This is a genomic window from Paenibacillus contaminans (assembly GCF_003285015.1).
Classification (GTDB): Bacteria; Bacillota; Bacilli; order Paenibacillales; family NBRC-103111; genus Paenibacillus_V; species Paenibacillus_V contaminans.
Genome location: NZ_QMFB01000005.1, coordinates 87,559 through 111,794, shown reverse-complemented (window position 1 = coordinate 111,794; position 24,236 = coordinate 87,559). Strand labels below are relative to the sequence as shown.

Annotated in this window: 21 protein-coding genes; 9 read left to right on the top strand and 12 right to left on the bottom strand. The window is 44.0% G+C overall.

Features of this window, described 5'->3' with window-relative positions:
* Nucleotides 1-111 precede the first annotated feature (111 nt).
* The 3 genes from DQG23_RS11105 to DQG23_RS11095 form a co-directional block, all read right to left on the bottom strand.
* A complete protein-coding gene (locus DQG23_RS11105) occupies nt 112-678 on the bottom strand; it encodes a DUF4256 domain-containing protein (RefSeq protein ID WP_113030909.1) in 567 nt (188 codons plus the stop codon).
* A 37-nt stretch (nt 679-715) separates the two neighbouring features.
* Entirely contained in the window at nt 716-1,264 is a 549-nt protein-coding gene (locus DQG23_RS11100; RefSeq protein ID WP_113030908.1) for a hypothetical protein, read from the bottom strand.
* Between the two features lie 103 nt (nt 1,265-1,367).
* Nucleotides 1,368-1,892: a hypothetical protein gene (locus tag DQG23_RS11095; protein WP_113030907.1), complete on the bottom strand. Its 525-nt coding sequence runs from the start codon at nt 1,890-1,892 to the stop codon at nt 1,368-1,370.
* A 379-nt stretch (nt 1,893-2,271) separates the two neighbouring features.
* On the opposite strand from DQG23_RS11095, the gene DQG23_RS11090 reads away from it, so the two are divergent.
* The 5 genes from DQG23_RS11090 (at nt 2,272) to DQG23_RS11065 (ending at nt 6,139) form a co-directional block, all read left to right on the top strand.
* Nucleotides 2,272-3,189: a PadR family transcriptional regulator gene (locus DQG23_RS11090; protein ID WP_113030906.1), complete on the top strand. Its 918-nt coding sequence runs from the start codon at nt 2,272-2,274 to the stop codon at nt 3,187-3,189.
* A 190-nt stretch (nt 3,190-3,379) separates the two neighbouring features.
* Nucleotides 3,380-3,790, top strand: coding sequence for an alpha/beta fold hydrolase (locus DQG23_RS11080; RefSeq protein WP_146762288.1), 411 nt, complete (start codon nt 3,380-3,382; stop codon nt 3,788-3,790).
* A 228-nt stretch (nt 3,791-4,018) separates the two neighbouring features.
* Nucleotides 4,019-4,936, top strand: a complete 918-nt coding sequence (locus DQG23_RS11075; protein WP_113030903.1) for a poly(ethylene terephthalate) hydrolase family protein — start codon at nt 4,019-4,021, stop codon at nt 4,934-4,936.
* 131 nt (nt 4,937-5,067) lie between these two features.
* Complete coding sequence (locus tag DQG23_RS11070) at nt 5,068-5,556, top strand: YfbM family protein (RefSeq protein ID WP_113030902.1); 489 nt, start codon at nt 5,068-5,070, stop codon at nt 5,554-5,556.
* 274 nt (nt 5,557-5,830) lie between these two features.
* The gene (locus DQG23_RS11065) at nt 5,831-6,139 is read left to right on the top strand and encodes a hypothetical protein (RefSeq protein WP_238177841.1); all 309 of its coding nucleotides are present in this window, start codon (nt 5,831-5,833) and stop codon (nt 6,137-6,139) included.
* Here the strand turns inward: DQG23_RS11065 and DQG23_RS11060 are convergent.
* The 7 genes from DQG23_RS11060 to DQG23_RS11030 form a co-directional block, all read right to left on the bottom strand.
* Nucleotides 6,097-6,477 (bottom strand): hypothetical protein, encoded by a 381-nt coding sequence (locus DQG23_RS11060; protein ID WP_113030900.1) that lies wholly within the window; start codon nt 6,475-6,477, stop codon nt 6,097-6,099. The genes DQG23_RS11065 and DQG23_RS11060 overlap by 43 nt on opposite strands.
* Nucleotides 6,478-6,597: 120 nt before the next feature.
* Complete coding sequence (locus DQG23_RS11055) at nt 6,598-7,089, bottom strand: barstar family protein (RefSeq protein WP_238177840.1); 492 nt, start codon at nt 7,087-7,089, stop codon at nt 6,598-6,600.
* Nucleotides 7,090-7,395: 306 nt separating this feature from the next.
* Nucleotides 7,396-8,022, bottom strand: a complete 627-nt coding sequence (locus DQG23_RS11050; protein ID WP_113030899.1) for a type 1 glutamine amidotransferase family protein — start codon at nt 8,020-8,022, stop codon at nt 7,396-7,398.
* Nucleotides 8,023-8,132: 110 nt separating this feature from the next.
* A complete protein-coding gene (locus tag DQG23_RS11045) occupies nt 8,133-9,095 on the bottom strand; it encodes a helix-turn-helix transcriptional regulator (protein ID WP_113030898.1) in 963 nt (320 codons plus the stop codon).
* A 721-nt stretch (nt 9,096-9,816) separates the two neighbouring features.
* Nucleotides 9,817-11,133: a histidinol dehydrogenase gene (gene hisD, locus DQG23_RS11040; RefSeq protein WP_113030897.1), complete on the bottom strand. Its 1,317-nt coding sequence runs from the start codon at nt 11,131-11,133 to the stop codon at nt 9,817-9,819.
* 1,105 nt (nt 11,134-12,238) lie between these two features.
* Nucleotides 12,239-13,330: a hypothetical protein gene (locus DQG23_RS11035; RefSeq protein ID WP_113030896.1), complete on the bottom strand. Its 1,092-nt coding sequence runs from the start codon at nt 13,328-13,330 to the stop codon at nt 12,239-12,241.
* Nucleotides 13,293-13,943 (bottom strand): hypothetical protein, encoded by a 651-nt coding sequence (locus DQG23_RS11030; RefSeq protein WP_113030895.1) that lies wholly within the window; start codon nt 13,941-13,943, stop codon nt 13,293-13,295. Before DQG23_RS11030 ends, DQG23_RS11035 begins: the two co-directional genes overlap by 38 nt.
* Nucleotides 13,944-14,528: 585 nt before the next feature.
* Between DQG23_RS11030 and DQG23_RS42100 the strand changes: the two genes are divergently transcribed.
* Both DQG23_RS42100 and DQG23_RS11025 read left to right on the top strand, forming a co-directional pair.
* Entirely contained in the window at nt 14,529-14,690 is a 162-nt protein-coding gene (locus DQG23_RS42100) for a hypothetical protein (RefSeq protein WP_158560405.1), read from the top strand.
* On the top strand, nt 14,687-16,201 hold the full coding sequence (locus DQG23_RS11025; RefSeq protein WP_113030894.1) for a recombinase family protein: 1,515 nt from the start codon (nt 14,687-14,689) through the stop codon (nt 16,199-16,201). The genes DQG23_RS42100 and DQG23_RS11025 overlap by 4 nt, the downstream gene beginning before the upstream one ends.
* Here the strand turns inward: DQG23_RS11025 and rlmD are convergent.
* Together rlmD and DQG23_RS11015 are read right to left on the bottom strand one after the other, a co-directional pair.
* Nucleotides 16,159-17,730: a 23S rRNA (uracil(1939)-C(5))-methyltransferase RlmD gene (rlmD, locus tag DQG23_RS11020; protein WP_113030893.1), complete on the bottom strand. Its 1,572-nt coding sequence runs from the start codon at nt 17,728-17,730 to the stop codon at nt 16,159-16,161. The genes DQG23_RS11025 and rlmD overlap by 43 nt on opposite strands.
* A 231-nt stretch (nt 17,731-17,961) precedes the next feature.
* Nucleotides 17,962-19,266, bottom strand: a complete 1,305-nt coding sequence (locus DQG23_RS11015; RefSeq protein ID WP_158560404.1) for an extracellular solute-binding protein — start codon at nt 19,264-19,266, stop codon at nt 17,962-17,964.
* A gap of 530 nt (nt 19,267-19,796) precedes the next feature.
* Here DQG23_RS11015 and DQG23_RS11010 point away from each other — a divergent pair.
* Entirely contained in the window at nt 19,797-21,827 is a 2,031-nt protein-coding gene (locus DQG23_RS11010; protein ID WP_113030891.1) for an S-layer homology domain-containing protein, read from the top strand.
* Between the two features lie 12 nt (nt 21,828-21,839).
* Nucleotides 21,840-24,179 carry a carbohydrate binding domain-containing protein gene (locus DQG23_RS11005; RefSeq protein ID WP_113030890.1) on the top strand — a complete coding sequence of 780 codons (2,340 nt, stop codon included), beginning with the start codon at nt 21,840-21,842 and terminating at the stop codon, nt 24,177-24,179.
* The last annotated feature ends 57 nt before the right edge of the window (nt 24,180-24,236 follow it).

Sequence of the window (24,236 nt, the reverse complement as noted above, 5' to 3'; positions counted from 1 at the left end):
CAGCCCCCCGCCTTTCCATTAAGATAGGGGCTGTTTGCCGTTTACTTTGGATTATCCCAATACTTCCCGCCTGTTTCATTCGACACCCATAGCACCGGCTCCCACCGGTATCTAGACCCTTAGCGAGCCGCGGAACCCTCTGGCAGCGTAGTAAGAATCCGCACCATTATGATAGACGAAGACATTTCCGTAACGGTAATCAGCAAAAATGGCTCCGCCGAGTTTCCTAATCTCAACAGGTGTTTTCAACCAGCTTGATGTTTTCGTATCGAAATTCCCAAGCTTCTGCAGCTCCCGATATTGTTCTTCCGTTAAGAGCTCAATGCCCATGTCAGCCGCCATATGAATGGCGCTATCTTTCGGTTTATGTTCTTTCCTAGACTCCAACGCTTCATGGTCGTAACAAATACTTCTGCGGCCTTTAGGACTTTCCGCTGAGCAATCATAAAAAATGAATTCGCCCGTCATCGTATCGCGACCAACAACATCCGGCTCTCCGCCGGTTAGTTCCATTTCATGGAGCGGCCACAGCTTTTCTGTATGCGCTTCGAGCTTTACTTGTACGTCAGCCCACTCGAGATCCGTATGACGGTTCATGTTTTTCTCAAAACGAATCTTCAACGCTTTGAGAAGTCCTTCCCGTTGTTCCGGCGACAATTGCTTTTTTGTATTTTCCATGATGTGAAACCCTCCTAATGAAGTCTGTCTACTGTAATCAGGGAGCAAAAACTTCCGGATTATCGTTACGCCATGCGCCTATGCAGCCGATTAAACAGGCCGTGCAGCTTCTCATCACGCTCCCGATCTCACTATCCTCGTACTCGATTGCGATATTTATACCTGGCTTGCGCCATGCTAAAATCCGGCCGGAAAATCCAGGCCAACTACATTTTTCATCCAGTTCAGGCTGGCCATATGCCTTTATCGAATCATCCGGCGTTGAGCTCATCGTGATTCCCTCGGGAAGATTTCCCGGAAACGGAGCTTTAATTCTGTCATCCGACCCGGGCGCAAGAAAATGTATGGCGCCAATGATCCAACCATCTTGATCGGTATAATGAAGTCCGGTTAGATCATTTATTTTGGGTGCGCGATAAATATCGATGCGTATCGATGATTTCACAGACCAGATGATATCGTCGTTGAAATAGCTGTTAGGGGGCGGCATTCGCTTAACGCCGAATGATTGCAGCAAAGCTTGAACATTTTTGGGATTGTACGGATGACCAAGCATTTCAATGAGCAGCTCGGATGGTTCTTTCATGGTTATATCATTCCTTTCGCTTACCTCTAGATTTAGTCGACGAGAGAGAGGTGGTTATTATTCTCCAGTATCTTATAACTTTACCTTTGCCTCGCCCGGTGTTTCATAGGTAAAGTTCATAATCCTGATCATAGGATACTTTCGTTTCTTCATATGTCGGTATATCTAACAGTACCACTTTTTCAATATCCAAGTGCAAGAAATCGTTGGCTAGTATTTTTACCATTCTCTCAATACTCATCATATCCCAATCTTTTGACAGCTTTGAAAAAACATAGATGTAGGTAGGTTTATGACCTTTGTCATTCAAGGGAGCAAAGTGGACAACTTGATGTGAAATATCCTCTTCATTTCTCGGATATATATAACTATAAACTATATCTTTGTTACCTCTAATGAATTCTTCAATTTCGTTACAAAATTCATTGTCCTCAATTTTATCGAGTTCGTTATTTAGTGAATATATTAGACAGGGCTGAGTCAGTAAATCAAAATACCCTAGAAAATTGATTCTTTCCTTATCCGAATATAATGTAATTTCGTCATTACAACTTTTGTCGCAGAATCCATATACTCCGTACCAAAATAACCAGTGTCGAACATGTACATATACAGTGTCCGTAATCATCCATCAACCTCAATCCTAAAAAAATATTGTCTTAGAGTGACTTATGTTTATATTAATTCCAGTATCTCACAAGACATTTCATTAACACAACTTTGTATCAAAACCGGTTCGGACCTTCATTCCAGCATAAAGTTACCACGAGTAGAAGGGGATAACACCCTGAAAATCAAACAAATGCAGCCGCGAAGATCAAGAAGGGCGACAGCACACACATGCAAACGCCGGTGATTAGAGAAAGGCGATAAGTCGGAGCGTAATGGGCTTGGCTGCCCTTAAACCAATGTTTAAGCTGCCGGCATGTGAAATAAAGTTAATTAGTTTGACGATCGCAATAACATATGTTACTGTTAACCTATGTTATTTGTGATGAGGTGTAATGATGTCAATTCAATTAGCAATATTGGGCATACTGAGTTGGAAGTCCTCAACAGGATACGAACTAAAAAAGATTTTTGAAGATTCCTCCTTCATGTATTGGTCCGGTAATAATAATCAAATTTACAAAGCTCTAATGAGTATGGAACATGAAAATTTTGTTACCAGTGAAGTGGTCCATCAGGATAACTCTCCTTCGAAAAAGATATATACCATAACGGAAGAAGGGCTTAATGAACTAAAAAAGTGGCTTGTGTCGTCACCGGAAGCTCCAGAAATAAAAAAAACATTTTTGGTACAGCTTGCATGGTCGGATATGTTAAGTAACCAAGAATTAAGTAAGGCGCTCTCGAAATATGAAAATGAAATCAAACTGCAATTGTTAATGCAGAAGGAGAAATACAGACGTGCTCTTCATTCGCCTAATAGAAGCGCTAGGGAAAGCTTAATATGGGAAATGATTTCAGAAAACATTATTTCAACCTATAACAATGAACTTAATTGGGTCCGTGAAACCCGCCAGAAGTTGTTTGAAAATGAGGTTATGGAGGAAAAAGACAAAATGAACTATCAAATTAGAGAAGTAGAGAATAAAAAATATATTGAACTGATTTCTACTACTGAACCTTTAACTACAGAAAATGATGCACTTGATGTAATAGCTTTATGCTGGGAACATGAGACAAATGCGCTTATGATACACTATGCAAGCTTATCGGAAGACTTCTTCAAGCTTAAAACCAAAGTAGCCGGTAATATTATTCAAAAATTTATAAACTATGGTATAAAAGCTGCTACGATTGTTCCTCAGGAGATCATTCAAAAAGGCAGATTTAAAGAAATGGCCGTGGAAACGAACCAAGGCAATCATTTTAGATTATATGAAAGTAAAGAGGAGGCCGAAAAATGGCTTCTGGAATAGCAAGAAAGGCGAGAGTTGATGGGAAATATATATAAGTCGGAAGTAGGCAAACGGGAAGTTTTAGGACAGTATCGAAAAATACTTGCCAGCTGGCCGGTGGAAAACCGCCAATACGAAGTTGAGACAAGATTCGGAGCGACTTTTGTCATTGAATCAGGATCAAAGGACAATCCCCCGCTGATCCTTCTGCATGGAAGCGTATCGAATTCTTTCACTTGGTACGGGGAAAGCAATTTTTTTCTCGCTTCTTGGAAAATGGGGTCAGCTGCAAACACTTAAATTGGTGGGGGCTGGTAATATTTCTTCGACATCGTTATCCGGATTGGGAGAAGATCTTACATTCGCATCGCTTACATTCAAATATTTCAAACCACGAACTGCAAAAATGCCGCTATTTAGTAATCAGTCACTGTATCAATTAACGATGCCGATTTACATGCTTTTTGGCGATTCCGATCAATTAATACCTGCTAGCAAGAGTATTAATCGACTTAAACAATTTGCACCACAAGCTAAGATCGAGCTGCTGCCTGATACGGGCCACCTAATTATCAACCAAGCGGATAGGATACTAAAATTCTTGAACCTTCAGGGTAGTTGATAGGTTACCGCAAACAATAAAAAGTAAGGGTTTCCAACATTAGTGCTCCGGCCTAACAGCCGAGAGAAAAACTTAATGTCTGGAACCCCTTTTTTTCTTATCTTTTCAATCTATCATCTTGTTTAAGTGAAACATTAATTACATTTTTCACGTATATCCCTTTAGATTCATATTTTAACAGAGGAAACGATAGAGAAACCTATGGACTATCGTAGAGGTGTCACATATATGTCGGTTTTGAAAAAACGAAAGTGGATTTTATGGTTATCAGCTTTAGCCCTTATCGTTGCAGTTCCAATTATAATTTTCATGCGAATAATCATTCATTCGAATGTACCGGAACTTGCAGAAGGAAGCATTGAGCAGCGGTATGCACAGCAAGGAAGCTATCATGTAAAGGTAGAAGAAGTTAAGAGTACGATCGGAGAGGCTTTATTTAGAATATACTACCCGGCATTTCAAGGAGACGAAACCTATCCTGTTATTTCTTGGGGGAATGGAACAGGCGCCACACCAGATCGTTATGATGGGCTCTTAACTCATCTTGCCAGCTGGGGATTTATTGTAATCGATTCCTATAGCACGACAACAGGAACAGGCAAAGAAATTGTGGAGGCTATCGATTATTTGAAAAATGAAAACCAGCTAACGAACAGCTTGTTTTATCAAAAAATACAAATGGAACATATTGGCGTAGCCGGGCATTCCCAAGGGTCAACTGGGGTCATTAATGCTCATACCAACTATAAAAGCGGATCGTTGATTAAGACGGTTGTATCCATCGCTCTCCCCGATTTGAAGCATTGCGATCCGGAAGATGTGTACGATACGGCGCGTATTACCGTTCCTTTCCTCATTATGGGCGGTACACGAGATTTTCTAATCTCACCGGTATCGACGAATCAATTAGCCTTGCATAGTACTAACGCAAGCACGCCTGTTATGATGGGGATGGCAAAAGGGGCAGCTCATACGGCGATTGAAGGTAATGGCGGCAATCATAGGGGTTACTTGACGGCTTGGATGAGATATCGGCTGCTTGATGATCAGGAAGCCATGAAGGCATTTCATGGGGATTCTTCCGAAATGATGCATAATACAAATTGGGCGGACGTTATACAAGCAAATATGGAACCCGCCGCATAGATGCCCGGAAGCCGTTACTCCTGCAATGTACCTATGTCCAATGTTCCTTGAAACACACAATTCCAGGATGTTACAGTTAGATCGGGCAGTGCATTATAGTCACTACTAAAAATGAAAAGGAGGCTGACAACATGGGAATGTACGGATATTACTTTGCGATGGACGACAAACTGGTGCAACAAATCGCGGCAGGCGACATTGCATTGAAGAGTTTGAAAATAGACGATTATCCCGGACTGGACATTGATAGATCGTGGGAAGCGATTCACTACTTGCTTTGCGGAGATATTGCCGATGGAGAGCCCCCTCTTGGCTATGTTGTTCCGTTGACCTCAGACAAAGGCATCGATTTTGGCTCATTCGGGGCGTTTTCCTTGCGCGCAGAGCAAGTTGCAGAAGCGCTTCAGGCTATGTCTGAACTGGATGAAGCGCAGCTCCGTTTGCGGTATGATTTCCCGACTATGGTCAAGGACGAGGTGTATCCTCTTGAGCCTGGCGCTGTTTCGGACGAGGATGAGGATGCGTTCTTTGCATTCATACTGCAGCATTTTAACGAAATCCGGCGTTTCTACAGCCAAACCGCAGCCGAGGGCAAAGGTCTCATCTTCTATATTTTCTGAATTACATAGGCTTATGGGAGCCTCGCCTAACTTCATATTGCTGGACATAAGAACGCCCCCGACTTATCTAAAGTTCGGGGGCGTGAAACTTTACCGCTCGATATTTATCGTTATTTTCAAGTATCTATATCACCTCAAAGTGCGTACGATTACTTTCTATCGGATGTTGCACAATGATGAAGTGCAGTAACGAAAGGTAGTAACGAAAGGAAGGAGTACCCATGCTTATTCATCAAAGCTTGTCATTGGTGCTAGCGGTGTCATAGGATGCAGTTTGGTTGAATACTTAACGCAGCTTCCGGATTGGGACATCATCGGAGTATCGAGACGTGGAGCGGAGTCGTACGATAAAGTACGGTATATTCCCGTTGACCTGCCCGATGAAGCAGATACCCAAAAGAAGCTCGGCGGCCTGACGGAAGTGACCCATATCTTCTATGACTCCTCATATACCTGTGAAGCCCAGCTGTATGCAATGAATATACTTTGGGTGGCTTACTATTTGTCTGTCATGAAAACATCCTCTCTTAATCTTAGCTACTACTTACCTATTAGGAAAAGGTTATCTCCCATATATAACTGATATTGCTCAAATACAGATGAATCTGCAAACAAGTCCAAGTACACATCATTTTCAAATTCTACCGTCAAATCTTCTGTTGGTAAGTAATGAAAAACCCCAGAAATAATTTTACTCTGTATATGATTCTTCAATTTACTTGAAGGAGCATCTTCATTACGTTCAGAATATCCAACCAGTATCGAACAAGCATTTCTTAATCTCCAAGAACACTCAATGTTTAAACTGCCATTGCTGAACTTAATATTAACTAGTTCTTGTCCAATGGGGAGAACCTCTTCAACTTTCTGCCCTTTGAAGACAGAAAAATCAATATCATTTTGATTGAGTCCTATGTTCACGACATTACTCCTCTTCAAAAATGATCTTACGTACATCCAATAATGTAACCACAGCAAGGACATGTATATTTTTTTATCATTTCATCACCCTATTATAAAGTCTTCGTCTTATTCCAGTCCTTATAGACCTCTATTCTTATTAAACCATTCTTCATTATTCCAAAGTACAGGCAGTGCGCCCACAGGCTGTATATGTAATTGAGGGTCGTCAGAATGTAAAAACGCCATCAACTTTTTTTGATTTTCTACAAGTAATCTCCAAGAATTATTTTGGATAATGTCTAGTACGCGGTACGCAGTGTCTTTATCTAGTTCATTGAATTTGTCGAAGTTCTTGAAAACTAATACGAAGCCTTCATTGCTAAGGGTAATATCGGATAAGCAATCATTAAATGAATCTAGGTTTTTTCCGTAGTAATCTGGGAAGTCAAGAGTATTACCTAATTCCAAAAGACACCTGTTCTTATCCCATGATTCACAATCAAAGATATAGACGTCAAATCCTTCTTCTTTTATATTATCAACATACTTTTCTAGTATGCTTTGTCTCCAAAACATAACGATAGAACCGTTTATTATCAACGACTTCCATAATGCATTTTCTCGTTCCATCTATTTAACCCCCAAACAACTTTCTTCAGAACAATGACCTAAACCCATTGTACCATATGTTGGCATTTTTCTTTTCGTATCGTTATTTTTTTTACGTCTGATTGCTGAGTAGATATTAATAACAGAGACGTTCATTAAGCTGTAAACCACCCCCCGAGTGTCCTATAATAAACTCCCACTCCCTTGTGAAGACAAAAAAATACCCTCTCACTTAAGAGAGGGCAATCCCATATTAGCTTCTCATTCGTTATTTCCGTTCCAAACTAATAGTGAACAGCACTCCACATGCCTTGTATCCCTATACTGTCATTGGATTGAGCTCATTAGCTCGTAGAAGTATTTAGGTTCATGAGTTTTATTAAGACGATACCAAGCGTCTAATGTTTTGGGAGAAAATACATCTAGCGCTTTTAAAACATGAACAGAAAATTCTAATGGAGCTACTCCGGATGCAGTGATCAATCTCTCATCGGTGACAGCCGATTCCATGTTGTAATATTCTTCTCCCGTGTAAGAAGGGCAAACCATTTTAAGGTAGGCCAAGTCATTGCTTGTGTGCCAATGTGAATCCAACAATCCTGCTTGAGCAAGTCCTAAGGTAGCGCCGCAAATTGCTCCAACGACTATCCCTTCCTTTAAACACATCTCGGCCATTTTTAATATGGGTACGTGAACAGCTTCTGTCCATGTATTTCCACCAGGTAAAATCAGTGCATCTACGCTTTTAATGCTGCACTCATCCACTTTGATGTCAGGCATTATTTTCAATCCGCCCATTGTAGTTACTGGAGTCTTTTCTATCCCAACGGTGACTATTTTGGCAGGAGCCAGCCCCTGTCTGAAGTATCTTCCAGAGTTCAGTTCGGCGGCTAAATAACCTATTTCCCAATCGGACATGGTATCAAACACATAAAGATATACGGTATTATTCATTTCTAAGTGCTCCTCATCAAGTTTATTAGGTAACAGCAACCATTCATCTGTAATGAGTGGTTATCCTTATAATAAAACAACCTCACTGACAACTGCTGTCAGTGAAGCTGTTAAACTTGATAATATTCCATTAACTCTGAAGCAACCGCCACAAGTTTATTCTTTAGATTCTGTGGCTCTATAACTCGAATGGATTTCCCGTAAGGAAGAATGATTAACGGAACATGTGTATACAGTGCTTCTTCCTCAAGTAAAAAAATGGCTTGCGTCGATGTCCGCTCCTGCAAATGATGCTCCAAAAACCAATGTATGCATAGATCATCCAACGCCTCTGCCTTGCCACTAATAATTAAAGAAATGTATCCGGATTTACCTGCTACATCTGGTAACAGATTATTCATAAAAAAAGTACGCGCTGAAAATTCATTGGGACGCCTAAATGAGAATGCCGTGCGTGTGATGCTCAGAATTCGTTCTACCCGAAAGCTGCGGATCTCATTCCGCAGGTGGCAGAATGCAATGGTGTACCACTTATTGTTCCAATTAACCACGCCATAGGGGTCTATTACCCTATTGGGGGACTGCTCTTCATGACTGTTACGATAAGAAATTTCTACAGACCATTCATTTGCTACAGCGTGCTCCAATTCCTGCAATACCGGCTGTACAGCGGGGTATCCCCTGCGGTTTATTACTTCAATTCCGGCTAAATGATGGCTTAGTAACCTTTCCTGCTCCTGATTCGAATACATTTTCAACTTGGATGTTGCATTCTCTAATGCCTCACTCAAAGGATACCCGGCTTCTTTTGCAAATAGGGCAGCATGAAGCAATGTCTTTTTTTCATCCATACTAAATAACAGAGGAGATTTGATAAAATTGTGCAGCAAGCTATACCCGCCATTGTGCCCGGTGTCGGATATGATAGGGACGCCACTGGCACATAATGCATCCATATACCGATAAACTGTTCTTATATTTATCTCCAACTTTTCCGATATTTGCTTCGCAGTCAATTTCTCTCCCGAATTCAACATCCATAGAATGGTTAGCATATTATCATTTTTTGGCATAACATAACCCTCACCTTTGATTAACACTATAATTAAATTCTAACAAACACTTTAAGTGTTTGCTAATCAACTGTATTCCTTTATTCTGAGCCTAGTAGTGTTGATACACTCCTGAGTTCCTTATTATGTTGACAATCCAGATATTTCGTCCGTTGATGACAATTCGTTGAAGTTTCTCTGCACTCCCTAGCAACACATGTCACCTTCCCCAATCGCCTCTCCGCTTTACAGCCACAAGAATTCCCGGCCTTTCCTAATCCCTAAGTCCTATCCCTCCGAGCAATTAAAGTTTGCATAAGAACAGAAGAAAAACAGGAGCTATGACGGGCAAAATCGGGGTCAAAAAAGCAATTAAAGTTGACCTAAGAGCAGGGGTAAACACAGGATTAGACTGGGGATAGGGCTAAAGATAATCGGAGGAAAATTCGGAGAAAAGCCTGATTTATCAAGGAGTTCGGTGTTTCTGTCCCAAATAATGCAGAGAAAAAAAGCCGCGGGATCCCAGGAGTGAATACCTGATTTCTCGCGGCTCTTAGGCAACCTTTTATGCTTTAGGCGGACTATTTAGGCTTTGGGTGAACTTTGATTGCTATTTACACCTTCATCAACATTACATTTGAGCGATACTGTCACATCTCATTTTCGAACCATCAATATGATCGACTCCACATGGGATGAGTGCTGACGGTAGAATAACCTAATACGATGTGGCTGTATTCACCTATTCAAGCAACCTTATATCAGCCGCTTTTACGTGACAAGGCAATTGTTCGTAATTCCCCATCTCTTTAATTATCGGATATATTTCCTGTAAAGCATCCTTACTCAGTCTTCCGATTGTTGAATACTTTACCATATCCTTAGATGTCACACCAGAAAAGGCTCTTGCAAAATGATTAGTCGGCAATACTGCTGTAATTCCTATCCCGTAGTTAGCCGCCGAAAAAGGTGTGTATTCACCGATAAGAATTTCACCTGCATTGTTTATACTGGTCAAAGCACGATTCTCAGTTTCTTTATCACATACAATCATCAAATGTTCTGGTGCAAACCAATTAATAAAATCAAAAGCTTCGTCAATGTTTGATGCAACAACGATTGCACCCTTACCGTTAGAACCAAAGACATTTTGTAAGTATTGTCTTCGTTTTTCTTCTACCCCATCAATACATTTCCAAAGAAGAGTTTCTACTTGATGAGCAAGGTTTGTAGAAGTTGTGACAAGGATAGAAGAAGAATCGGGACCATGCTCCCCTTCATTAATTAAATCATAAGCTATTTTTAACGGATCGGCAGTTTCGTCTGCGAAAATTACACATTCGGTTGGACCGATGCCTAATACACTTTTTTTACCATATGTCATTGCTACACTCATTGCCGCCGCAATTCCACCTGGTCCTGGCCCATAAATCCCATCAACTTCTTGAATGGAATTTGTGCCCTGTGCAAATCCAGCAATTATTGATACTCCGTTGCCGATCACAAATTGATCCGCTCCCGCAAGCCTTGCCGCCGCTACCGTTCCTTGATCTCCAAGTCCATTTTTTAATGGAGGCATCCCCACAACAATTTTCTTAACACCTGCTGTTTTTGCCGCTACAACCAGCATTATTGCAGTAGAAATTAACGGTCCTTTCCTTGCTGGTATCCATATACCTACCGAATCTAAGGGAACTACATTTTCACCGATTACTGTTCCAGGTCTAATTTGCTTTTCCCACGTTTTCGGTAACATAGCTAAATTAGCCTCTTGAACATTATTAATTGCTTGCTCTATAGCTGAACGTAATGATGGCGACAGCGAAGTTATGCATCCTTCAACATAATCATTTGAAAGAATCAGTCCATCCAAGTCAACCTCATCATACTTCATTGTAAAACTTCTGATTCCTTCATCGCCCTTATTGGCCACCTCATCAAAAATTGATAGAACCCCATTAAGTACATCTCTGTTGAATAGCGTTTTGTGTGTTTTGAAACGCTCTGTAAGTAGTCCATTCTGTTCTGGAAATTTGAATACAATATTTTGATTCTGCATCTCATTCTACCTCCATTTTTTAATAAACAAAAAGAGCCATGTAGGATAAAAAATACCTACATGACTCTTATACTTCAAGTCCGTAGGTATAACGCCAATAAGCGTTTGTACCTACGGAAAAAAATTCCGTAATACAAACGCCTAACTATGATGATGATTATAGGATTTTGTTAACATAAATATAAAACGGTTCATTTAGTTATCCCCCTAAACCACACTTGGACATATTATAAATTGCAAATTGCAATTTGTAAAGGGTTTCCAGTGTTGAGATCGATACTCGCCACGACAGTGTTATGATCACTATCATGACGAATATTCAGTACCTCGATAAATTTGCATTTACTGTTGATAGTCATACCTTGTAAACTGTGTTGAAGAACACCCCTGATTTATTGATTTTATGTTATATGCAATTCACTCTGATATATTCATAATATGTACTATTTTTTGCCTCCCCGACCATCTCGCCTTCCGAGTGTTTATGTATGCAACCGCTGAGTATATGCATCACATAGATATGTTTTAATATGGCGGTTTAAGTTAGGCAAACGGCTCGATGCCCCCCCCTGCTACACCGAAAGGTAGTTTTTCGGCGTAGCAAGGGTGAGCTGTGATAGAAATATGGCGTATAATCGCCGAGGTATCCGTATCATCAGCCTCGCAAATAGCGACAAACTCAGCGGAGCCAAGGTCTGGTATCAAACGCTCCGTAATCACAACAATTATTGTTTGCCCCCCTATCCCTTTCGGGAACCAGGACAGTCACATCCTTCATATAGAAGAAGGAAATCTTTATAAGTTCGGCTATGGCAGGCGATACCTTACCGAACTTTCAAGGCAAAAACGCCCACCATCAACGGCACTGCCAGGAAGAGTTAGTTCCTCGGTTATTTTTTAGGCGATCATACCTTCAACGCCGATTCTTTTTATTTTCATGTCCGAAATCTCTTAAACGGACTATTCTGTTAGCGGAAACTGCGTATTTGAAATACAATAGTTTTCACATCCTTTGAAAGATCTCATATCATATACAAGTCGAATCGAGTTGATAACTGACAAATGAAAAAGACAAATCCACCTCTAATGATGGACTTGCCTCGATTCATTTTCTTATTAAATTGGAATGCTTAATCCCTTCTAAATACTGGTTTGTTATATCATAATGCGTAAATCGGATTTGAATTTGCTCCTGTTCAATAGAACTAACTCTCCAATCTGCTAAAATACGAGACAATCTTGAACCCCTTATTTCTTTTGTAAAGAAATCACTTACCACTGCTTCTGCTTCCGATTCCAATATTCTACACGCAACTTCGTCGATACCGACAATCCCTACTCTCAGTGAAAATTCGTTGAAATAACGTCCGAACATATGAAAGGCACATGCAATTTGAGTTGCCATTCGGTATATAGCCTCTTTGTTATAAACATCGAACAGCAATAAAGTAATTAACGGTTTATTCTGGACGATCTTAACTTGAGCGATATACACATGTGCATTTATCAAACTGTCTATTGAATAAGAGTCCAGTTTTGTAAGCTTCGGAGACCTGGATATTTGATCTTTGCATTCCGATAGTGAAGCACCTCCCACTAAACCCATTAAACGTTTTTGCTTAATGTCAGTTAACCGATTGATTTCATAATTGATCTCGTCAGAGTTTAGGAAGGGACGAAGTGTCGGGGAGTGGAGGATATTATTCAAGAACACAACGCCCTGATTTTTTGATTGCAAGATGTTACTACGGTCTTTATTAATCAATTCGATTACTGTCTCAACGGTGATATTGGGGCATTTTTGTTGTATTCGAGGGATTAGCTTATTCAAGATGTAACAATTTTTGAATATCGAGACGAGAATACGTTCATTTGTATTTGATTTTGGAACCGCCGCTACACTTTGACTACTTCCTTTACCCTCAATGAATCGGATTCCGAATTTTTTTAATGTAAGCATATGGAGTTGTGTCTTTTTCCCATAAGCAGTAAATGGTTCCCTCCGTATGATTTCGGCTTCAGCTAATTCCTTAATTTGTCCGTAAAAGACTGAATAACTTTGGGCTAAGCCAAGAATTCGGGCGTATCGGAATAGCTGTTTCATGAGGATTACCTTGTTACCAAAATGATAGATAATAAACAAATCCTTATGGTACCGTTCACTTACTCGTTGTTTCTTTTCGTTGATATAGCCCATATTTCACCTCCTGCGCTTTGAATGTTTCGTATCCATAATTCATTATTTTCACAAGTGTTTCTTTTGCCTTCATTTCTTCTTGTCCATAGGTGTTCGTGACCACTTCGAACGCAATTTCTGTGCCGTTTCCATCGACATATACGGCATCTGGCATCGATATTAAACCTCTATTAAACATATCCTCATAAATCCTTGTTTTCTCTTCCTCTCCCTGATCCCTCAGTTCACCTAATCGCTCTATAAACTTGTCACGAATTTGACTTTCCGTAACCCACTGATCACGAGATTCCAATGGAATGCTAAAATACTTGTCTGCAATCACTGTATCGTGCGACGGGTTTTGTGCATGGTACTGCTTATCTAATCCCCAAAGTTGATGACCTAACACTCGTCCAGATTTAGTGAGTTTGTAACATTCCTTGATCTCACCAGCTTGCTTGTAAAACACCTTCTCGAAATGACCATCTCGCATTAAATTCTTGATTCTGGAATCTGCTAATCCACAGTGACATAAATGCTCGTATCTAACATGTCCAGTACGAAATAATGCGGTGAATGCATTACGATCACGCTCAAAATATTGCGTGATATAAGGCTTGTTTCTTCTCGGCATGACTGTTCCCTCCTTTGATAGTTGATGCGTTATGTTTGGGCTTTTGTGCGTCTCATATGAGACGCTTGCCCAGAATGGGCAACTGTTTTCCCAAGGGGCGAGCGAGTCGCAATTCGTTTCATAGTGAATCCCGAAGGGTGAACGGTCGCCACAGGCGAATGCAACGAATTGATGGAGATTCCTACTGAACCGTTACTCCCGTAGGGAGAAGGTGAAGTTGGAAGTCTCCCGACGAGCGAAGCCCCTCATCCCGCTTTCTGCATTATAGATTTCCCACAAGGCGATATAACTGAGATGACGAGAAATAGCAAAAAAAAGCTCCATGCATTAAGCATAGGAGCGACATCCCAGCATTAATTATGCTTCATCACTTTAAAGCAAGAAACCTCAGACACGTATAGAACCGTTTTTCAAACTCAAAGAGTTGTTTTTTTCATATACTCAAATCATCGAAAAGAAATACTGCAGATTTCATCGGTGAAATGATAGAAATACGGTTCATACTCGTTTGTGGAAGAAATGTGTATTGAATCCTTCCGACTATCCAACATGCACTCAAACTTAATAATCGGAGGAGGAATAAATATGCAAGTTGAAAGAATTTCCAATAACGACAACAAATTGTCTTTCGAAGACATCATCCAAACTTTGATTGACGAAAAAGTTGACAGCCTAATCGGGTCCTATTACGATCGTACTCAGGTGAATATGGTCACATCTCATGATGAAAGGAAGAATGCCGCATGAGATGTGCAATATATGTACGAGTTTCAACTAACAAGGAAGAACAGAAAAGTTCACTGGAAAATCAAAAGAATTTGTTTCTCAACTATGTTTCCGAAAGAGGTTGGACTGTTTTTGACTTTTATGTGGAAATCGAGACGGGGACAACTTCAAAACGTCCAGTTTTACAACGCCTTATAGCAGACGCAAAGGCAAAGAAGTTCGATATGATATTGGCAAAAGAACTTTCGAGGCTTGCAAGAAACGGAGGTTTATCTTACGAGATTCGAGATGTTACCCTAAATCATAACCTTGATATTATTACGTTAGACAATGCCATTAATACTCCCGAAGGTAATGTTCATATGTTTGGGCTTTATGCTTGGATGTATGAGCAGGAGTCTCAACGAATTAGTGATCGTGTAAAAACGACCTTTAAACTTAAAGCTCAACGTGGTGAATTTAAAGGTTCAATTCCGCCACTTGGTTATGGATTAAAAGACGGTCGCTTGTATGTACGAAATGACCCAACCCCAGATATTGTTAGACGGATATACAGAGGCTATTTGGCGGGAAAAGGACATGATTGTATTGCTCGTGAGTTATACGAAGAAGGTATTCCTACCCCGTCACAAATTGCTGGAAAGAAAAACGCTTCTGATATGTGGGGAGGATCTACGATTCGTGGAATTCTTACGAATCCCCATTATGTGGGCGATTTGGTACAATGCCGATCTACAACTAAAAGTGTAACGAACAAAAATAGGAACTATAAAGATCCGAAGGACTTCATCATCGTCCAAGATACCCACGAACCAATTGTTACAAGAAAAGACTTTGAAGTTGTTCAGCAATTACTTGAAAGTAGAAAACGGACGAGACCGCAATCAGAGGTACATCTATTTACGAATACCGCATATTGTGCTGATTGTGGGCGTGGCATGCACTTTAAGAAGAATGTCAAAGGCTACTTGTGCGGTAGTTATAATAAATATGGAAGTAAAAAGTGTACCGATCATCTCGTTCGTGAAGCCGATCTAATCTCTGTTATTCTACAAGATATTCAAATGCTTGTATCGAATTTAAGTAATGATGTTGTGATTAAAAAGCTTGAGAACCAGTTAAGGAAGCAAAAGCAACAGAATGAAAAAGTGCTCAGAACAATAGATACTCAAATAGAAAAGTTCAGAAATCGGAAGAAACAAGCTCATGACAAGCATTTTGATGGAGATATGCCAAAAAGAGAATATGATGAATACGTTACTTCTATAAATCAGGAAATAGATGAACTGATGCAGAAAAAATGCCAGCAAGATGAATCGCTTCAAATTCAAGATGATACTTTAGCTTTTTCGGAATTGAAGAAAACCCTTGAGGAGTTCCTATCTTTCAAGGAGCTTACGCCAGAAATCCTTCATAGATTGATCGATCGTATTGAAATTAAAGCAGACGGGAGTCCGAGAATCTTTTACAGATTCTCGAACCCTTCTGCTTATTCTTTACTTCTAACTATCAACGCACAGCATTCAACGTGACTCGTCTGCGGAAACATATCGACCGGCTGGGCCCATTCGATGCGGAAGCCGGCGTCGAGCAGGACGGCGCAGTCTTTGGCCAGCGTCGACGGGTTGCAGGAGACGTAGACGAGCCGCTTGGGCTTGGCTGCGGCGATCGCGTCCAGCAGCTTGCGGTCGCAGCCGGTGCGCGGCGGGTCGACGACGATGACGTCGGGACGGGTGCCGGCCCGCACCCACTCGGGCAGCAGCTGCTCCGCGCGGCCCGTATGGAAGCTGGCGCGGCTCGCGCCACTCAGCTCGGCGTTGCGCCGGGCATCCTCGACGGCATCGGCGATGACTTCGATGCCGCGCACTTCCCCGGCGAACGGCGCGAGCCACAGCGCGATCGTCCCGGTGCCGCAGTAAGCGTCGACGACGAGCTCGCGCCCGGTAAGCGCCGCCGCTTCCTTGACCGCGTCGTAAAGCCGCAGCGTCTGCTGTGGGTTAAGCTGGAAGAAAGCGCGCGGCGACAAGGAAAGCTCGACGTCGCCCAGCTTTTCGCGTATGCGCTCATCGCCCCAGAGTACGTTAGTCGTTTCGCCGAATACAAGCGGCGTGTTTTCGCGATTGATGTTGTGTGCAATACTTTTTACGGAAGGGAGCGTTTCGCGAACGAGAGCGACGAGCTTGTCTGCGTTTGGCAGTTCATTTCCCGCCGTTATGAACGTCAGTTGAACGTCTCCGCTTTCCGTACCGACACGAGCCACGACCATGCGTAGTGCTCCGCGTTTGGTCCGTTCGTTATAGATCGGAATGCCGAGCTTCTGCACGATGCCGCTGACTGTTTGCATGACGCTGTTAATGCCCGGATGCTGGATCGGACAGCCGGTAATATCGACAAACCGGTGCGTACCCGCCTCGTACAAGCCCGTCAGCACACGTCCGTCCCGCGTAGCGACCTGCAGCTGCGCCTTGTTGCGATAGCCCCAAGGGTCGTCCATGCCGATGATCGGCCGAACGGGGATATTATCGCGTTTCGTATATCTGGCGAACGCTTCACGGACGAGCTCTTCCTTGGCGCGGAGCTGGCCTTCATAGCTCATATGCTGAAGCTGGCAGCCGCCGCAAGTCTCATAAACGGAGCAGGCCGGCTGAATGCGCAGGGGTGATTTTTTCTCGAGCTGCTTAATTTCCGCCGTAAGATATCCTGGTTCGGCCTTCGTAACGGCCGCTTTGACGACTTCCTCGGGAAGGGCGCCTTTAATGAAAACGGCCTTCCGTCTATAATAGCCGACGCCTTCTCCATTGATCCCGATCCGTTTGACGGTGACGACGATCGTATCGCCGACCCGCACATCCTCCGCTGATGCGGGGGAAACGGCTGAAGCCGTTTTGGGACGGTGTTTTTGGCTGTCGGGCCTGTCTGGCCTCAGGTTGCTTGCCGTATCTTTATTTGCTGTGTTTTTGTACGATCGATTTGTATTTTTTTTCTCGTTCCCATTGTTCCGGTTACCGGCCGCTTTGCGGTCCGTGCTTCCGCCGGCTCCGTGTTTCTTCTCCGATGTCACGTTCTCACTCCGTTCGATATTGCGCGGCGCATTTTGGCGAAATGGGCCGTCGTTTCATTCCTACTATACCGCATCGACCGGCAAAACGCACATGGCACAGACTTCCGTTTGCTCTGCACCGGATTTGCGCACGCAAGCCAGTAAAAAATCCCCTAACGACGGTTTCATAGAAACGGACTTCAGGGGATTTTGAATTAAAGTCTTTATACCTATGCTAACAAACGCACTTATTTATCGTGAAAAAACCTGCAAACCTTCCATTTTGGATAAATACAGCTTCATATTTTGCCGGATCTCCTCCAGCTCGGAGTAGGTCACATTGAGAGCCGTGTGATAGCTGAATGTGGGGAATGTTTCACGGAAAATAAAGTAACGCTCCGGCTGCTTGACGTTTACTTGTCCGTTCCATTCGGCGGCGCTTTTCAGGCTGGGAAGGCTTAGCGTGTTTTGCCTCAGCTTGAGCTGCGCTTCATGGGAAAGCATGAAATCGATAAAGGTTTGCGCCGCTTGTTTATGCTTTGAGTTTTTATTGATGGCAAGCCCGATGACGATGACCAGCGTTTTCGGCGTTCCAAGATAGGGCAGCGGCGAAATATCGTACGAGAAGTCGACGTCTTCTATCATATTCAGGAAGAAGTATGACGTTAGTATCATCGATACCTTTTGCTGACGGAACAGCATATCCACGTCGTGATCGTTCTCGGACAGGAACGGCGGGAATACTTCCTCGCTTAAGTCGATTAAGGTTTGGAAGCTTCCTTTAAGCGAAGTTCTGTCAAGCTCCAGGTTATTGCCTTTCTCTTTGCCGCGATTGAACACGACGTTATTTTGCAGCAAGAAGATAGGCCAGCGATTATCGGATAAAAGATGGAAAAAAAATCCATACCGGTCTCTGCCGGTCGATAGCTGGTGCGCCGCCTTTTTAACCGTATCCCACGTCCAACTGCTGTCCGGCTCCGGAACTTTGTTCTCCGTAAAATGATTTTTGTTGTAGCAAAGAACGACCGGAGAGAACATGAACGGCTGTACATATAATTTCCCGTCATGCGTAAACGGCTCGTTTAGAACCGGGTAAACGCCTTCTTTGGCGGCTAGAGGCTCGAGCATGTCAGGCGGGCCGTCAGGATTCGTGAATAGCTCCACATTCCAATTATTGATCGTCATTACATCGATGTTATCGGATTCCATGTAGTCTTTCATGGTCGGATTCGTATGGTAATAAGGCATAGGAATCATGTTGATCCGGATAAGTGGGTGCTGCTTGTGAAACTCGTCTATTAAAGCTTGGAATTGCGCTTCTTTAATCAAGGAAGGGTAGTAGCCCAATTTGATCGTAGTTCCCGTCGGAGATTTCCGGACGCGATTTCCGATTCGCGGGATCTTCTCGATGAAGTTCTCGGCGGCAAGCAGATCCAGCCCTTTGCGTACCGAGTTTTTACTTAATTGAAAACGGTCGGCGATATCGGACTCGGAAGGCAGGTAGCTTCCTTCTTCCCATATATTTGTTATGATTTCATTTCTTAATGTGATCATCATTTCCTCGTAGCGGCCCCTGAAAGTAGAACGTTTCGGTTTTGAGCCCATCTCCAAACACCCCGATTACAAAATAATCCATCGACAGCTAATTATATCATAAAGCGTTGATTCACCATATCATTCCAGAAATGTTGTGCAACATGTAAGACCATGTAAGGGGATTCAAATTTCGTTGACAGTTCCTTTTAGCTGTGATTATAATCAACTATGAACTAGATAAGCAACATATAATTTTGGTTTTTTAAGAAAAAATCAGTATTTTACTTGAAAATACAATAAAAGGAGGACATTTTTTATTTCGGTCATGCTTTTTAGGTGGTTATCATAAACTTAACTGGATCATAATTTACTCGGATATTATGGGTGGTCTCTTTGATGTGTGGTAGATGTGAAATTCTATCTCGGGGGTGATAGAAAGAATTCGCGTAAAGCTATATGCGGATATGAAAGCTGGAGCATTTTTTATTTATACACGTGCTCTTGGAGACTGGGTTGAAAAATGAATAGTTGCAGGAAGGAGATTTACGGAAATGAACTATAAACGTCTGATTATGCCGGTTCTTATTTTGAGTCTTATTTTTTGTACTCCTATGTATGCGTTTGCAGCAAACTATTCCGGTACGGGAACGGCTTCGCTCCGCTTGGAGTATAACGGGAACCAGGTAGCGCAAGGTGATGGGGTTACCATTCATGTCGTTGCCCGCGATGCCGCCGATTTGTACGGTGTGCAATTTCAAGTGAAATACGATGCGTCGAAGCTGGAATTGAAAAATGCTAATCCGCAAGGAAATTATAAAGACTTTGGCGGTATACGCATCAACCATACGGAGGGCACGGTCTTGCTGCCGCTGCTGCGCTCGGGAGCTTCAGTCACGAACTCGCCGACGGTTGCCAAACTGGACTTCGTTGCTCGCAGTACCGGTAATGCGGATATCTCCATCGAAGGAGTTAAAGCGGTTACGAGCGAGAGCTACATAAATGCGAGCGGGTACAAAGATTTGAAGGAGCTGGCGATCGCTGCCGGAGGGGCGCTGACGATCGGGATTGCAAGCGGGCCTGAGCCGTCGCCATCGCCAACGCCGTCAGTATCGCCAACGCCGTCGGTATCGCCAACGCCGTCGCCATCGCCAACGCCGTCGGTATCGCCATCGCCGTCGGTATCGCCAACGCCGTCAGTATCGCCATCGCCGTCGGTATCACCATCGCCGCAAAGCCCGACTCCTTCTCCTTCCGCAACGGCAGCTCCTAATGTCCAGCAAGCTTTACAGGAGTTGGAGAAGAATCTGGCTTCGGATAATCCGTCGCAAGCTTTGACACAATTGACGACGCTGCTCGCTAACGGAACAGGCAAATATTCCTCTGCCGAAATGAATCAGTTGGAGAAGTTGGCAGGCGAGCTGCAGCAGAAATTGCAAAATAGCGTGAAGACGACTGCCGATTCGGCGACGGGTTCGATGACGCTCGATCAAGATTCGTTAATGAACGCCGTGCAAGCATTGGAGAAGCTTTCCGAGCTGGCGGCAAGCCATAAATTAGATCTGCCTTCGGGTAAAGAAATCCATATCCGGCTTGCCGATCATGCAGCTTCGGAGCTGCTCGTTTCCTCGGATCAAGCCAAGCTTCTGGAGGGCGGCAAAGTATCGCTCGTGCTGGAGAATGGGCAAGGAGCAGCTTTGATCTCGCCGGACGCTCTATCGAACGACAAACAAACCTTGCTCCAATTAACGGCTGCAGAAGAGCAGTCCGAACGGCAAGCCGACAAACGTTTGAAGTTTGTTTCCGGTTTGCACTTGCAAATCTCGACAATGGAAGATGGCGAAGCGGTCGCTGCCAATATTGCGGCTGGGCAAGTCCAGCTTAAGCTTACCTATGACGCTGCCGGCCCGAAAGCCCATAAGCTGGGCGTATATGTATGGAACGAATCCGCCGCATCCTGGGAGTATGTGAGAGAAGCCAAGCAGAACGACGGACAGTTCGAACTTGCTGCGGGCGAGCCTGGTATTTACGCCGTTATGGAATTCTCCGCAAACTTCAAAGATACGGAAAATGTGTACGCGGAAGCACTGCATGCCATTGAAGCGCTGTCGGCCAAGCACTATATGAACGGAACGGGAGAGGAAGAGTTCTCGCCTGGCAAAGACATTTCGCGAGCCGAGTGTGTCGCTTTGCTTGTCCGTATTCTGGGGTTGGATTCCGTTTTGAGCGGCGCGGATTCCTTTAAAGATGTCGATGCGGATGCTTGGTACGCAGGAGAAGTGAATGCGGCTCAAAAAGCCGGAATCGTGGAAGGCGACGGCGTCGACTTTAATCCGAACGGCAAGCTGACGCGCGAGGAAATGGCCGTCATGCTCGTTAATTCGGGCCTGTTAAAAGCTGCCGCTTCGACGACGGACAAATTTGCGGACGACGATTCGATCAGCGATTGGGCTAAGGATGCGATCTATTTGGCAAGGGCGAACGGCCTTATTAACGGCGTCGGAAACAACACCCTCTTGCCTAAATCGAACGCGAACCGCGCGGACGTTGCCGTCATCTTGCTGCGGTTGATCGAACACAGATAAGGAGTGAGTCTATTGAGATTGTTAAGAAAAAGGATAGCCACGCTCGCTGCATCGGCAATGTTGGCGGCGACCGTTTTCACGGTCTTGCCTCTTCCGAAGGCCGGCGCTGCGGAACCGCCGGTCCCGACAGCCGAAATTACGATGGTTAACCCCGGCTTCGAGGCTGCGGTCGGGCAGGACGGTAAAATTCCGGGCTGGAATGTGAATTACACCGCAAAAGATGATAGCGGCGGTAAAGTAACGCATAGCGTAAGCAGTGCGGCTGCAAAATCCGGCAGCAAAAGCTTGAATTTGTTTGATAGTGGTAATGGGACTTCCTCAGGATATACGGTTGAAATGATAAGCGATAAATATATGGTTATACCGGGCAAAGAGTATACAGTTACCGCATGGTTAAATCATAATCAGCCCGCCGCTCCAAGCTACCAAGGCGGTTCCGTAGGCGGATCGATCTATCTTCGTTTCTACGATGCGAATAATAATGAGATAAACAATAGCCGCTCGGTGCAAAATTTTAACACAGGCACGAAAGGCGAATTTAATCTGCTTTCACCGCCTAGTAAAGTCGCTCCGCCTGAAGCGAGATATGTCGCCGTTTCCCTTCTGATCACTGCAGCTTGGGCTGGAAATAACTTCTTCGACGACGTTCGGATCACATATCCGTCGCCGGAGTCCGGCACCGTGGCGCTGACCAATCCGGGTTTTGAGAGCGCGGTAGGGCAGGACGGCAGCATTCCCGGATGGACTGCAAGTTACGCCGTGGTGGACGATGTCTATGGCAAAGCCTCGTACAGTGTCAGCAATGCGGTTTACAAGAGCGGCAATCAGAGCTTGAACCTGTTCGATAACTCGGCGGGCACGCATACGGTTGAGCTGGTCACCTACAAATATCCGATTGAACCCGGCAAAGAATACGCATTAAGCGCTTGGATCAATCCGAATCAGCCGGAAGGCTGGAAGAGCGGTTCCGTAGGCGGTTCGATTCAGATTCGCTTCTACGATGCGAACGGCAATGAATTGACCAATGATACGGTTTCGAAGCATTACAGCAACACAAGCGCACATGGCCAGTTTGCGCAAGTTTCGCTTACGGGCAAAGTGGCGCCGGCGAATGCCGTCTTTGTATCGGCCGCTTTATTGATAACGAAAGCTTGGACCGGCAATACGTACTTTGACGATGTCGAGCTATCGTTTAAGACACCGACGCCAACGCTGCCTCCCGAGGATTTATCCGAGAAAATAATCGAATCCGACGATTTGAAAGCGGTAATCAGCATACCGGTTCCGAATGCCGGTTTTGAGCGGGGTATGACGAACGGTTCGATTACAAGCTGGGAAAAATGGGCTGCTTCGAGTGCGGACATCAAGCACGAGCTTGCCGCTGACAAAAAATATTCGGGTAATTTCAGCCTCAAGCTGACGGATACGACGACAAGCGACAATGCTGTCATTCAAAGCGAGAAGCTCCAGGTAAAACCGGGCGTCGAGTATAAAGCTTCGGCGATGCAGTATGTCGCGAGCTCGCCGGCTCCGGCTGGCAACGGCGCTACATTCTTGCTTCGTTTCTTTAACGCGCAGAATGTTCAAGTGGGAGCGGATATTTTGCAGCATTCCAGTACGCCTGTCGATTTATGGTTCAAGGCTGAAGTAAAAGGGATCGCTCCGAACGATGCCGCATATGCGAGATTGTTTGCGCTTGTCAATAAAGGCAGCACGGCTGTCGCTTATTTCGATGACTTCTTGTTTACGTACGAACGTCAACTCATGCAGCTTGAAATAAAATCGCCGGAATATGCGGCTAAAGACGATACCTTCTCGGTGCAGCTCGGTTCCCGATATGCGGAATCGCTGACAGGAGCCGAACTGAGCTTGGCGTTTGATGCGAGTGTGCTTGAGCTTGTGGACGTAACGGCGCATCCGGATTTTGGCGCAATCGGCAATACGTCCCTGACCAAAGAAGAAAACAATGGTGTGCTGAACATTCATATTGCCAGAACGGATAGCGGCGTCGTAAACGGAGATGTAGGCATTGTTTATGTCACATTCAAAGCGCTTGATGGGCAAGGAGATGCGATTCTTTCGCTTAAAGCCGGCTCCGTATTGAAAACGCTCAAGGGAAGCGTTATAGAAAGCAAGACTTTCACATCCGATGTAAAAACTAGAACAACGCTAAAACTATACAAGTTTGACGTAAACCATGACGGCGTTGTAAATCTGGTAGACCTTCTGCTGGTCGCCAAAAATATCGGCAAGACATCGGACGGCGTAATGGTCTATTACGACCTGAACGGCGACAAAAATATTGACATTATCGATGTCGGTCTGCTGGCCCAAGCTTTGGCCGATCTGTAGACTTGGCGTTCATCATGCAAAACGATTCCAATGCATAGGGGTTCCCCTGCAAAGCAC

Excerpts from the sequence above, each read along its gene's own strand:
- DQG23_RS11105 (WP_113030909.1), bottom strand. The coding sequence starts at position 678 with ATGGAAAATACAAAAAAGCAATTGTCGCCGGAACAACGGGAAGGACTT.
- DQG23_RS11100 (WP_113030908.1), bottom strand. The coding sequence starts at position 1,264 with ATGAAAGAACCATCCGAGCTGCTCATTGAAATGCTTGGTCATCCGTAC.
- DQG23_RS11095 (WP_113030907.1), bottom strand. The coding sequence starts at position 1,892 with ATGATTACGGACACTGTATATGTACATGTTCGACACTGGTTATTTTGG.
- DQG23_RS11090 (WP_113030906.1), top strand. The coding sequence starts at position 2,272 with ATGTCAATTCAATTAGCAATATTGGGCATACTGAGTTGGAAGTCCTCA.
- DQG23_RS11080 (WP_146762288.1), top strand. The coding sequence starts at position 3,380 with ATGGAAGCGTATCGAATTCTTTCACTTGGTACGGGGAAAGCAATTTTT.
- DQG23_RS11075 (WP_113030903.1), top strand. The coding sequence starts at position 4,019 with ATGTCGGTTTTGAAAAAACGAAAGTGGATTTTATGGTTATCAGCTTTA.
- DQG23_RS11070 (WP_113030902.1), top strand. The coding sequence starts at position 5,068 with ATGGGAATGTACGGATATTACTTTGCGATGGACGACAAACTGGTGCAA.
- DQG23_RS11055 (WP_238177840.1), bottom strand. The coding sequence starts at position 7,089 with ATGGAACGAGAAAATGCATTATGGAAGTCGTTGATAATAAACGGTTCT.
- DQG23_RS11050 (WP_113030899.1), bottom strand. The coding sequence starts at position 8,022 with ATGAATAATACCGTATATCTTTATGTGTTTGATACCATGTCCGATTGG.
- DQG23_RS11045 (WP_113030898.1), bottom strand. The coding sequence starts at position 9,095 with ATGCCAAAAAATGATAATATGCTAACCATTCTATGGATGTTGAATTCG.
- hisD (WP_113030897.1), bottom strand. The coding sequence starts at position 11,133 with ATGCAGAATCAAAATATTGTATTCAAATTTCCAGAACAGAATGGACTA.
- DQG23_RS11035 (WP_113030896.1), bottom strand. The coding sequence starts at position 13,330 with ATGGGCTATATCAACGAAAAGAAACAACGAGTAAGTGAACGGTACCAT.
- DQG23_RS11030 (WP_113030895.1), bottom strand. The coding sequence starts at position 13,943 with ATGCCGAGAAGAAACAAGCCTTATATCACGCAATATTTTGAGCGTGAT.
- DQG23_RS42100 (WP_158560405.1), top strand. The coding sequence starts at position 14,529 with ATGCAAGTTGAAAGAATTTCCAATAACGACAACAAATTGTCTTTCGAA.
- DQG23_RS11025 (WP_113030894.1), top strand. The coding sequence starts at position 14,687 with ATGAGATGTGCAATATATGTACGAGTTTCAACTAACAAGGAAGAACAG.
- DQG23_RS11015 (WP_158560404.1), bottom strand. The coding sequence starts at position 19,266 with ATGATGATCACATTAAGAAATGAAATCATAACAAATATATGGGAAGAA.
- DQG23_RS11010 (WP_113030891.1), top strand. The coding sequence starts at position 19,797 with ATGAACTATAAACGTCTGATTATGCCGGTTCTTATTTTGAGTCTTATT.